11 protein-coding genes are annotated in these 11986 nt (G+C 42.2%); 7 read left to right on the forward strand and 4 right to left on the reverse strand.

The window, feature by feature from the left end; all coding sequences use genetic code 11:
• On the reverse strand, positions 1-1515 hold the full coding sequence (locus E0E36_RS00430; RefSeq protein ID WP_130854385.1) for an oligosaccharide flippase family protein: 1515 nt from the start codon (positions 1513-1515) through the stop codon (positions 1-3).
• A gap of 391 nt (positions 1516-1906) precedes the next feature.
• On the opposite strand from E0E36_RS00430, the gene E0E36_RS27630 reads away from it, so the two are divergent.
• From E0E36_RS27630 to E0E36_RS00455, 6 genes are all read left to right on the forward strand, one after another.
• Entirely contained in the window at positions 1907-2059 is a 153-nt protein-coding gene (locus E0E36_RS27630; RefSeq protein WP_165446892.1) for a hypothetical protein, read from the forward strand.
• A gap of 588 nt (positions 2060-2647) precedes the next feature.
• Positions 2648-3160, forward strand: a complete 513-nt coding sequence (locus tag E0E36_RS00435) for a GNAT family N-acetyltransferase (RefSeq protein WP_013665051.1) — start codon at positions 2648-2650, stop codon at positions 3158-3160.
• 278 nt (positions 3161-3438) lie between these two features.
• Positions 3439-4335, forward strand: coding sequence for an outer membrane protein assembly factor BamD (locus E0E36_RS00440; RefSeq protein WP_013665050.1), 897 nt, complete (start codon positions 3439-3441; stop codon positions 4333-4335).
• A gap of 6 nt (positions 4336-4341) precedes the next feature.
• A complete protein-coding gene (locus tag E0E36_RS00445; protein WP_013665049.1) occupies positions 4342-4674 on the forward strand; it encodes a DNA-directed RNA polymerase subunit omega in 333 nt (110 codons plus the stop codon).
• A 24-nt stretch (positions 4675-4698) separates the two neighbouring features.
• Complete coding sequence (gene coaBC, locus E0E36_RS00450; RefSeq protein ID WP_130854386.1) at positions 4699-5919, forward strand: bifunctional phosphopantothenoylcysteine decarboxylase/phosphopantothenate--cysteine ligase CoaBC; 1221 nt, start codon at positions 4699-4701, stop codon at positions 5917-5919.
• A 221-nt stretch (positions 5920-6140) separates the two neighbouring features.
• Positions 6141-6908: a 3-keto-disaccharide hydrolase gene (locus tag E0E36_RS00455; RefSeq protein ID WP_013665047.1), complete on the forward strand. Its 768-nt coding sequence runs from the start codon at positions 6141-6143 to the stop codon at positions 6906-6908.
• A 95-nt stretch (positions 6909-7003) separates the two neighbouring features.
• Here E0E36_RS00455 and E0E36_RS00460 read toward each other — a convergent pair whose 3' ends face one another.
• The 3 genes from E0E36_RS00460 to E0E36_RS00470 are packed head-to-tail and all read right to left on the reverse strand — an operon-like array spanning position 7004 to position 10992.
• Positions 7004-8596 (reverse strand): MFS transporter, encoded by a 1593-nt coding sequence (locus E0E36_RS00460; protein WP_130854387.1) that lies wholly within the window; start codon positions 8594-8596, stop codon positions 7004-7006.
• A gap of 1 nt (position 8597) precedes the next feature.
• Complete coding sequence (locus E0E36_RS00465; RefSeq protein ID WP_130854388.1) at positions 8598-9650, reverse strand: HlyD family secretion protein; 1053 nt, start codon at positions 9648-9650, stop codon at positions 8598-8600.
• Between the two features lie 4 nt (positions 9651-9654).
• Positions 9655-10992, reverse strand: a complete 1338-nt coding sequence (locus E0E36_RS00470; protein ID WP_130854389.1) for a TolC family protein — start codon at positions 10990-10992, stop codon at positions 9655-9657.
• A gap of 86 nt (positions 10993-11078) precedes the next feature.
• Between E0E36_RS00470 and E0E36_RS00475 the strand changes: the two genes are divergently transcribed.
• On the forward strand, positions 11079-11894 hold the full coding sequence (locus E0E36_RS00475; protein WP_130854390.1) for a helix-turn-helix domain-containing protein: 816 nt from the start codon (positions 11079-11081) through the stop codon (positions 11892-11894).
• The last annotated feature ends 92 nt before the right edge of the window (positions 11895-11986 follow it).

The raw sequence follows: 11986 nt of genomic DNA on the forward strand, positions 1-11986 counted from the left end.
TTATTTCTTCTTAATAAATTTATTGACAACCAACCGCCTTTCCTCTTTACTAAGGAAAGCATAAGAGAGCATGCTAAAAAAGCCAAACAGGATCGCTGCATGTAGCAAGATTCCTGGCCAACTATGAATATGAAGGATTTTAGGATAAAAATAGCCGATCGCAACAGCTATACTTAATAAGATTACAGCTGACCTAGAAGACCTGAAGAAAGTCCATTTGCTGATGCCCATATGCCGGGCTATGTAGATCGGCATAAAAACGAAATTTTTGACCGTTAATACAAACCCACTTGCCACAGCTACGCCATAAAGTCCCAAAGTGGTGTATTTTACGAGGGTAATAGCCAACAAAAGGTTTAACATACCCATTAAAACTGTAAAAATCCCCGGAACTTTTACTTTATTATAAGCCCTGTTTAAGGAGAAAAGAGGTTGTATCCCTAGGTTGATGGGTAATGGTAACAGTACTAATAGGAATAACCATTTCATTCTCGCAAACTCTTCACCAACCCAAACAGTTAATAAATCACCAGATAAAATACAGAGAGGCGCTACTATACAAGTGACAAAAAGTGTTAGCGCTTTATTTGATAACAGCGTAAGCTTTGTCATTTGTAGAATCTCTCCTCGCGCGTATAGGGTAAGTATCAATGGACCCAAAACACCAGAAAGCGAGATGGATAATGTTCTGATCAGATTACTCCATTGCAAAATAACGCTATATTGACCAGCGGCTTCGTTGCCAAGTATCTTGTTAACTACCAGCAAATCAATTTGTAAAAAAAGAATACTTCCCAATTGAATGATCACTAGCCATCCACCCATAGATAATAGGGCTGACAAACGGGCCGTCTTAAAATCTTTTATTCGAAACTTAATATTAGGAGAGTAGCGTCGGAAAAGATAAAAACTATATCTGCTTGCTGCAATGCTTCCCAATACCACCGCAATACCATAACCAAACAATGAAACATCGATAAAAAGGAAAACGCTTACAATGATCACTACCCGTATAAGGGTATTGATTACCGTTACTTGGTTAACGAGGTCAAGCCGGTTAGCCACATAGGCAGACACATTAAAGGCGGAAGTAACACAGGTTAAAATAAAAGAACAACTAACGCACAAAAACAGTCTCACTGTATCTTTGGCGTATGCAGCTGGCACCGAAACGAGCTTGTCTATATGTGTTGAGACGATGATAAAGAAGGGAATTAAAAGAAGCAATAAACCACTTATCGCTATGAAGGCTGTATTAAAGACTTGCGAACTTCCCTCGTCTCCCTCCTGTTCTTTACTCAACGCCATGAACCGGGAAAGAGCCCCATTGATTCCTACCGTAATAACGGAAGCGTAGCCAATAATGGTTGTTGCCAGTGGAATCATACCATAGGCACCCACTCCTAACTTTTTAATAAGATAGGGCGGAAGCCAAAAACCTATTATTCCATTTAAAATAAATAACGCACCATTTGATAAAAGATTTTTTTTGAGAGCTGTAGTATTATTCATCATAGGTTCACAGGAATATGGCTTTTAGATCGTCTTTGAATGCAACCTCATCTGTAATCAATATGACCACCATCAAACAAGCTTATCAAAGGCTCTCTAACCATCTAATATACAAGGTTTAACAAGATACCGTTGGCACCAAATGCTTATTGTAACATAAACGTTAAATCCTGTGCAACAATGTGCAATAGGGGCAGGTTGAGCATAGTAGGAAGAAACATATAAGTTGGGGGCGAAAGTGAAAAGGGAACGGAATGTTAGCCCATAAATAGAACAACTATTTTGAACGGTCTAACCAATTATTCTTTTGAAATAGAATAAAGGTGTATTTGGCATGATATTAGCTATTGTATGTTCACAATTTTTAATGTTTAACTGATAAGTCACATATACTATGAAAACATCGATGAAAAATACGGCTAAAGTTCAAAAGTTATCTGATTTAGCAAAGAAAATTGACAGACAATTAATGGATTTATTGGTGAAAGAATTGGAAAATTTCCGCAGTAATAGCGGTTCAGGTTCAGCAAATGTAAGAATAGCATAAAAAAACCATCTACCTATCACAAATACATTCATCTACCTATGTAAAAACTTCCCCGAGGGCGATTACCTCGGGGATTTTTATTTAGGGCTTTAGGTAATAAGCAATAAGCTTTAGGGTATAAGGCTTAAGCGAGCGTACTGCTACTAATAAGGCCGTAAGCTATAGGCGCTAAGCCATATTTCATGTTCTTTATGCTTGACCATAAAGAACCAAACAGTCAAGGCTGCATGTACTTTCGCTAAAGATTTAGGCCCAAAGCTCAATCCTGCGGAGCCGCTCCCGCACGCTAGGCCACCCTTCGCTTCTTCACATGATTTTTACCCAGAGCTATCCTAAATCTTTTTGACGCTCAATTTCATGAGGCCGTTGTTCCCTGCGCGCTAGAGTCCCGTGTGATTTCATCACGCACATCCGGTAACCGGCAACCCTTGCCTACCAGCAGGCACAACCAATAACAAATAACTAGTAACCAATAACTAAACTACTTAACTATTTTCCTACTCAACTATTCTACTACCCAACAATTCAACTAAAAACTCCCAAAATTGGCTAATTTTATCTTCTTTTGCCATAAATTCACTTTAGGCAATGAATATCCAAAAAGACATACTAGTCTACCGCGACGCACAACTCGTTGATCTTCCAACCATTGTATCTATATACAACAGTACAGTGGCCAGCAGGATGGTCACGGCAGATACGGAAGCTGTGACCGTAGAGAGCCGACTACCTTGGTTTAATCAACACAATCCGCTCACGCGCCCGCTTTGGATGGTAGAGACGACGGGCGGCGAAACGATTGGTTGGCTTAGCTTTCAATCCTTCTATGGCCGCCCGGCTTATGATGGCACCGTCGAAATCAGTATTTATATAGATGAAAGCCAACGAAAAAAAGGATATGGAAAAATGATCCTTCGGGAGGCTATCAAAAGAGCGCCCGACTTGCAGGTGAGTACCATTTTAGCCTTTATCTTCGCCCACAATATTCCCAGCATCCGGCTTTTCGAGAAAGAAGATTTCCGGGAATGGGGTAATTTTCCGGACATCGCTGTATTGGATGGCATACAACGGAGTCTCGTCATTTTAGGACGGAAAGTTTGAGAATTCGTCCGTGAGTCGTAAGTTTTAAGTATTACGTTCTAAGTTGTAGGCGGAGGCTCGGAAACAGGCCTATTTGAAGTCTCTTTTACGGAATGCCTGAACTTTAGAGAGAAAACAGGAAGCTTAAAGCTTATAGCTTAGGACTTACAACTAAAAGGTTAATGTTTGTTAAAATTTTTGCAAATGCCTTACGATGCTATTACTTTGCGTCAAGCAAAACATTTGCTACATATTTTTAATTAACTTATCTTTGCAGAATGTTTATAAACAAGCGTTTAATGATTTGGGCTTCGGCGCTGCTCTTTTCAATTGGGATGATCGGATGTAAGAGCAAGTTTGAAAAGCTACGCACCGGTAATGATAATGTAGCGAAGTACCGGGAGGCTATCAATTTGTACAACAACAAAAAGTACTCAAAAGCGCTTATTTTATTTGAAGACTTATCCAATAAATACCGGGGAAGGCCGGAAAATGAGGAGTTGATGTATTATTTTGCTTACACCAACTATCGTTTACGAGATTATACATCGGCTCGATTCCACTTTAAAAATTTCACCGACCAATACCCTCAGAGCCAACGAGCGGAAGAATGCCGTTTCATGGGGGCTTACTGCTATTATTTAGAATCGCCGGTATATACGTTGGATCAGGAAAACACGTTGAAGGCGATCGAATCACTTCAATTATTCATCAACTTATATCCAAAGAGCGACCGCGCGGAAGAGGCCGCTAAATTCATTCAGGATCTGCGAGATAAATTAGAGCATAAATCATATGCCAATGCCAAGCTTTACCTGGATGTTGGTGATTATAAAGCCGCGGTTATTGCCTTTCAAAATTCCCTACGGGATTATCCCGACACTAAGTACGCTGAAGAAATGGAGTACCTAGCCATCGAAGCGCAATATCTTTATGCGAAGAACAGCCAACTGCCTAGTCAGGAAGCACGTTATCAAGAGGCCGTTGAATTCTCAAATCGATTCATCGACAATTATCCTGAGAGTAAATACAAAAAGGACGCAGAAAGCTTGAAGAAAAATTCGCAGCGCGATATGGAATCGGTTAAAAAACTCATTGCGTCTTTAACACCGAGCCAAAAGAAAAAAGAAAAAGAGAAAGAAGAAGAACTGAATAATCAACCAAGAGGATCGTTACCTCAACAGACATTACAATAAGAAGATATGAGTAATATACAGAAGCATACCATTCCTAACACCACTGTAACCCGCGATTTACGGGAGTTAGATGAAAAAACCGGCAATATTTACGAATCGATCGTTATTATGGGTCGTCGTGCCAATCAGATTGCCACCAACATGAAGGAAGAGCTTCATAGCAAATTAGCAGAATTTGCCACATCCAATGACAATTTGGAAGAGGTATTCGAAAACCGCGAGCAAATCGAAATTTCGAAGCATTACGAGCGTCTTCCTAAACCTACTTTAGTAGCTGTAGACGAATTTTTAAACGATAAGGTTTACTTTAGAAATCCTTCTAAAGAGCAACAAAAGTAAGCGCAACTGATCATTTAGCTTAACATGCTAAAGGGAAAAAAGATTATACTGGGCATATGTGGAAGCATTGCCGCCTACAAAGCCGCGGCTTTAACCAGACTACTGGTTAAAGCCGGCGCTGAAGTACAAGTAGTCATGACACCTGATGCTGTTGAGTTTATTACCCCGCTTACCCTTTCTACCTTATCAAACAAGCCGGTGTTAACGGCTTATTTTGAGAAGAAGACCGGAACCTGGAATCACCATGTGCAGTTGGGCCTATGGGCCGATTTAGTGTTAATTGCTCCGGCAAGCGCAAACACCTTAGCGAAATTGGCCAATGGCTTGTGTGACAATTTGCTTTGCGCAGTTTACTTATCTGCAAAATGCCCCGTCTACCTTGCCCCTGCGATGGACCTGGATATGTGGGCTCATCCAAGTACCCAAAGCAATATTAAGAAATTACAGGAATACGGGAATAGGTTAATACCTCCCGGAACGGGTGAGCTTGCCAGCGGATTAGTGGGGGAAGGCCGTTTAGCCGAGCCTGAAGAGATCCTTCGTTTCTTAGAAAAAACACTTGCAGACGCAGCTTCTGAACGGAAAGGCCCTTTAAATGGGAAAAAGGCCTTAGTGAGCGCCGGACCTACGCACGAGGCAATTGATCCCGTACGCTTTATTGGGAACCACAGCAGCGGTAAAATGGGTTATGCCATTGCTGAAGCGTTACATCAATTGGGAGCAGACGTGACCTTAGTAAGCGGCCCTACTAGCCTCCCTACTCCGAATGGTGTCAAACGTATTGATGTGGTATCAGCGAAAGATATGCTAGAAGCCTGTTCATTGGCATTTGCGGAAGCTGACATTACCGTGATGAGCGCCGCCGTAGCAGACTATACCCCCGAAACTGTCGCAGATCGGAAAATCAAGAAAAAAGACACGCATTTTACGATCGCCCTAAAAAAGACAACTGATATTTTAGCTACTTTGGGAGCCAGAAAGCAAACCCATCAGCTCCTAGTAGGTTTTGCACTGGAAACCGACAATGAGCTCGCTAACGCCGTCGGCAAATTGAAGAAAAAGAACCTGGATTTTATTGTCCTCAATTCCATGCAAGACAAAGGAGCCGGCTTTGCGGGCGACCGGAACAAGATTACCATTATAGACCGCAACCACCAACAAGTAACTTTCCCCCTCAAGACCAAGAAAGAAGTAGCCACTGATATTTGTGATTTTATCATTAAGGCTTTAGGCTTTAGGCAATAGGCTGTCGATGTTTTCTCAATTACGCAACCCCTTCATCATACATTATCTTGATTGGCTAATTGGCTAATTGTCTGATTGGCTAATTGGCTAATTAACAAATTTGCTACTCAACTAATTCTCTCCTAACCCTTGCTACTTACTATCCGAATAACTACCTTTGATAAACGTACTTTAAACACTAAGTACATATAGCTAATTAAATTAACAACTTATTTACAGCGATGCTTAAAAATCAATTACTTATAGCAGCCCTATTATTGGGAACCGCAGCGTCATCCTTAGCTCAAGAAAAAATGAAACCTGAAGACACCGAAGTATGGGAACCCGTACCACATGTTGTAGCAACGCCTGTTGGGCAGGCTCCTTCGGACGCCATTGTATTGTTTGATGGCAAGGATCTGAGTGCCTGGGAATCACAAAAGAATCCGGGTCAACCGGCCGATTGGCCCGTGGCAGGCGGTGTATTTACGGTTAATAAAAAAGCCGGTAATATTTGGACAAAGCAAAAATTCGGAAGTTATCAGCTCCACCTCGAGTACTATATCCCACAGGATATTGATGGAGAAGGACAAGGGAGAGGAAATAGTGGTTTGTTTTTAGCAGCTATAGGAAATGGTGATGAAGGCTACGAGTTGCAGATCCTGGACTCTTATAACAACAAAACATATGTAAACGGACAGTTGGGTTCCGTTTATAAGCAACGTATTCCCCTAGCAAATCCGGCAAGAAAACCAGGTGAATGGCAAACCTACGATGTGGTTTGGACAGCGCCTACCTTTAAATCCGATGGCTCGGTGGAAACGCCTGCTCGAGTAACGGCATTTGTTAATGGGGTGCTGGTACAAAATAATGTAGAGCTCATAGGCGGTACTCAATATATCGGACGGCCAAGTTACAAGCAACATGGCCCTGCACCGATCATGTTGCAAGCTCACGGCGATCCAAGTAAACCGATCAGCTTCAAAAATATCTGGGTAAGACCATTGTAGTTTAAGGACACAAGTAGCAGGGCATAAGACATAAAGTCCTGCTATTTTTACTCTTTCTACTTAACTACTCCCCTACTCAACCACTCAACAATCACCTAAAACCCCGCTGCAGCCGGTTGCTTGTTCTTAACATTAATAATCGTTTTATTGATAATAGGCATGAGCAGTATCAGTACTATGGTAATAACACATATAATCGCCATCAACTGATAATAATCCATGCAGAAACGTAGAAAATCTTGCTTGTGCATACTTTTCGCCAATAAAGCATGTGCTGCGCGCCCAGCCTGATCATGCGGCATCCCGCTGGCTGACAGTGCCTGCTGATATAAAGAAAGTCGTTGTGTTAGCAAGGAATTGCTTTGGTTGAGCCCTTCAGCAAGCTGGTTACTATGTATCTTTTCAAAGTACAACTGATAAAAATTGAGCGAAGCTAAACTCAATGAAAAGGTACTGAAACGGACAAAGACTCCAATCGCAGAGGCCGATTTGCTTAATGCCGTTGGGACCGAGGAAATGATAAATAGCACAACGGGCCCCATTAATAAACCCGCACCAACTCCCTGCAATATTAGCAATAAGATATAGTGGCTTGGATTAGCTTCGGTAGAAAAAAAATGAACCATCACTGCATGATAAATAGCCAACAGCGCAAAACCGGTACACCAAAGTGCCTGAAGTGATTTCTTTAAAATAACCAATCGGGTCGATATTGTACAACCGATGACAACTCCCAGCATGTTCCACAATAGAAAGCGATAGGTATGAAGGGGATCCATGCCCAGAACCTGTGCAAAGTATTGGCTAGTTAGATTAAAGCTACCACGTACAAGATAGAGAATCACTAATAAGAGAAGGCCTATCCAAATATTTTTATAACGAAATATCTCAACATACACATAGGGTCGTTTAAGTGATTTCTGTCGCCAATAATTCATCAATAGCAGGAATGGCACTAAAAAAGCACCATATCGAACCATCGGGTCATCAAACCAGTTCAGCTGCTGTCCGTATACGAGCACATAAGCAAGCAGTACTAAGGCTCCTGCGTATAATACAAAGCTGACCCAGTCCAGCTGATAAAGCGGTGTCTTACGACTGAGACGCACATTGTGCATAATGCTTAATAACATAATCGCACCGGGTATAATACAAAAGGTAATTGCTTTATAGATCACTTTATAATCATATTGATCAATGAGCGGAGCGGCCATTAAGGAAGTTAAGGGAGCCACACATAAGATCAAACCATAAAAAATGGAGTAGCCAATTTCTCGGGCATGGTCTGATTTGAGCTGTCGGAAAAGTAAGTTTAAGCAGATACTGGTGGTACCGCAATTCACAATCCCCTGTAAGAACCGTATGGGTAGGATTACGCCTAGGTGATGACTATGGTATACGCCATAGGCAAAAACAAGCTGCAAACTCAAGCAGATTAGCAAGTACTCTTTCGTGGCGATCCGATTGAAGAAACGGGTTTCCAGGGGTGTGAAAGCCGCAATGGCGGCATAGAAAACTAACAAAGAGAATTGAACGTCAGCTGGCTCAATACCATAGTAGCCAACCGCCGCGGATACATTGGCTGTTGACATGGCAAAAAGCAATAAAGTAGGCAATAAGAGCAGCAGTGTAGTCAGGAAGATTAACCAACGTGGCACCCATGCTTTAAATAATTGTTTATCAGCCATATCATCCTCCTTTTCCTACGCGCACGGTGGCGTTCATGCCAGCATTCAAAAGCTCAATATCTTCTCCTTCGAGGCGGATACGCACCGGTATCCTTTGTGCAATCTTCACAAAATTACCGGTCGAGTTATCCGGTGGTAACAGCGAATAACGCGAGCCTGTGGCTCCGGAAAGTGATTCTATTTTCCCATGAAAGATTTTATCGGGATAGGCATCTACCGAGATAGACACTTCTTTGCCTACTCGCATATGCTGGATTTGCGTTTCTTTAAAATTAGCCACAACCCATTTGCCTGAGCTTCGATCGATAATGAAAGCTAAGGTTTGGCTGGGTTGCACCAGCTGTCCGGGTTGGATGCTTCGTCTTCCCATTTTGCCATCGTAAGGGGCACGAATAACGGTATAGTCCGTATTCAAAGCGCTCCGTTGCAACACGGCTTCCCGTCGCTTAATTTCGGCATGCAATACATCGGCCTGTACCCGGATGTCGTTCGCTTTTGATAAAGAAGCTGCATAGGCATCGGTTGCAGCAAGATAATCGGCCTTTGCAACCTCCAAAGCGCTTTGCACAGCTTCTAACTGCTGTTTAGTGGCCGATTCGACCTCGTAAAGCTTCTGATACCGGTTATACTCTTGTTCTTGTTTTACCAATCTCGCCTTAGCGGCACGAATATGTGATTCGTCTACGGCGGCGCCTTTATTAGCCGTTTGAATGTTACTTTGTAAAACGGCAACCTGTGCCCGGGCGTTCATTAAGGAAGCTGCGGCCTCCTCTTGTTGCGCAGCGTATTCGCTATTATCGATGATAACCAGGGTATCTCCTTTGTGCACATTTTGATTTTCCTCGAAGCGAACTTCCTTTATATAACCATTCACCCGAGAGGTTATGGGATTAATATACTCATCTACTTGTGCGTCATTCGTTTCCTCAAAACGATAATAGGAAACGAGCGTACGAAAACCCCAAATGAGCAGGGCAATCACGAGGATCAGGGCGACTGCCGTGGTGATTCGTGTAATTATTTTATCAGATGATGATTGCTTTTGTATTGTCATTGTATTATAAATTGCCAATCGTTCTTTGTAATTTGTAAAATTGTACCTGTGCATTTGCTTGGGCGGTTGATAATTCGAACCGTGATTGCAGTAATTGCGTTTCTGCATCAAGAAAATCTGTTAGTAGCGAAAGCTGATTGAAATAGGTGTTACGCATAATGCGGTAACTTTCTGCCGCCTGCTTGATATTTTCTTTAGCAACTTCAATTTTTTTCATAGCCTCCGTACATCGTAAGTAGGCCTCCTCTACCGCTTGTCTTATTTCGTCATGGGCATTTTCATAGGCTATTTCCTGCTGTTTAAGCGCCAAAGATGCTTCTTGTACCTTGTGTTTGTTAGTGTATAAGCCGGAGATGGGAATACTAAGTTTTATGCCGGCCATTCCGGAGCCGTACAACGCTAAACTGTAAGGATAAAATTGTATCTGGGGATAGCCATAACCATATTCAGCAAAGAAACCTACCTTAGGGGAGGTATTCGATTTCACTTGTTGCAGGTTGAGGGCACGCAGCTCCTTGGCTTTTCCGGACAATAATCCGTTGAAAGCGTGTGCATGGGCTTCGTCTAAATATGTTTGCAAAGACTGTAATTGAAATGCCGCATGGCCACCGGTGTCAACATCCAGTTGCACCGGCGTGTCGTCAGGTTTACCTATCAAAACATTAAGTCGCTGCCCCGCGATTTTAATACTGTTATTGATTTCTATCAATAACATGCGCTGTTTGGACAAACGTAGCTCTGCCCGTAAAACATCGCTTTTAAGGACTGTTCCATTGGCGTAAAGCTGTTTAATTTCCTCCAACTGCTTTTCGCGCTCTTTAATGTCGTGTAATAAAAGTGTTCGATAGGCCTGATTTCTATAAACATCATAATAATGCACAGCTACGCTGAAATGAATATCTGCCGCTGTCCGGTGATGTTCCACCTCAACAATCTCCTGTTCTTTTTTTGCGTACATAATTTCCCGACCGGTTTTACCGCCATTGTAAAGATTGAGATAGGCTTCAGCACCCGCCTTATAGTACTTTCGATCGACCGGAAATTGCTTGGGGGTATGGAAAAGACCATCTTCATAAATCGGCATATTAAACACGTATGCATATTGTCCATGAATTGACACCTCGGGTAAGCGCCCATCCTTTGCGATCTGTAAACGAGCGGCGCTTGCCTGCACATCCATTTCACTTATTTGGATTTTTTTGCTGTTAAGGTCAGCCAATTGCCAGGCCTTTTCCAGGCTCAAGGCCTCAGCCCTCATTTGCTGTGTTCTTCCACATACGGGAGACAATAGTGTTATCACCAAGCACAGGCCCAGTTGTATGTTATACTTTAGAAAGTTCATGATTTATTTAATGACACCACAAAGGTCGGGATATTTGGTTTTCTTATTTTTCTCTAAAATGACATACTTTTGCTTAAACACGCCAAATGAAAAGAGTAACGATCAGCGAATATTTATCGGCGCTGGACCAGCACCCGGACAGCACCTATCTGTGGTACAGCCAATATGGTGATCAGCTGGAATTGCACAGTCATCATAAAGGGCAACTCACTTACGTGGAAGGAGGTGTGATCTTTTTACATACGGAAGATCGGTCTTATTTTTTACCGGCAAGACATTATGCCTGGATTCCGGCAGGAGTACGACATCGCTTTTACCATCGATATCCTTCGGTTAAAGTTCGTACCATCCACTTTGACCCTAAGCGAACCGATGATGCTTTTTTTAAGAAAATGGGTATCTATCCTGTGAACAACCTGCTGCTTGAAATGCTTCTGTTTTCTGAAAGATGGCATGGTAATATTTTTCCGGGTTCCAAAGCCTATGATTTTCTGAATACAATGAAAAATATCCTGCCGTTAATCAGTTTGCATCCATTGCCCATTGCATTGCCTACCACCGATAACATCCGTTTGCGACCTGTATTGATCTATATCCATCAACATATCGCGGATGATCTGACCTTGGAAGTTTTAGGAAAGGCATTCGGGTTTAGCGAAAGAACCTTATCACGACTATTCAAGACGATTTTGAACATGCCTTTTTTTCAATATCTCAAATTAACCCGAATTATTAAGGCGATGGAACACCTGATTAAAGACGATCTCTCGATTAGCGAAATTGCTTATCGTGTAGGCTACAATAGCATCTCGGCTTTCAGTAATACGTTCTATAGCATCATGGGGCAACGCCCTACCGACTTCCAGCAGCTGAATATCGCCGTTGCTGACGAAGGCACTTAAATCTGCCCGGAAAAAGTGCAGATCACAAAAATTACGCATGCGTAACAATAGCCATACGTTCAGGGCAACTATTACGTTCTAGTAGAGTAAAA

Origin of the sequence: Olivibacter jilunii (assembly GCF_900607235.1) — a bacterium.
Taxonomy (GTDB): Bacteria; Bacteroidota; Bacteroidia; order Sphingobacteriales; family Sphingobacteriaceae; genus Olivibacter; species Olivibacter oleidegradans.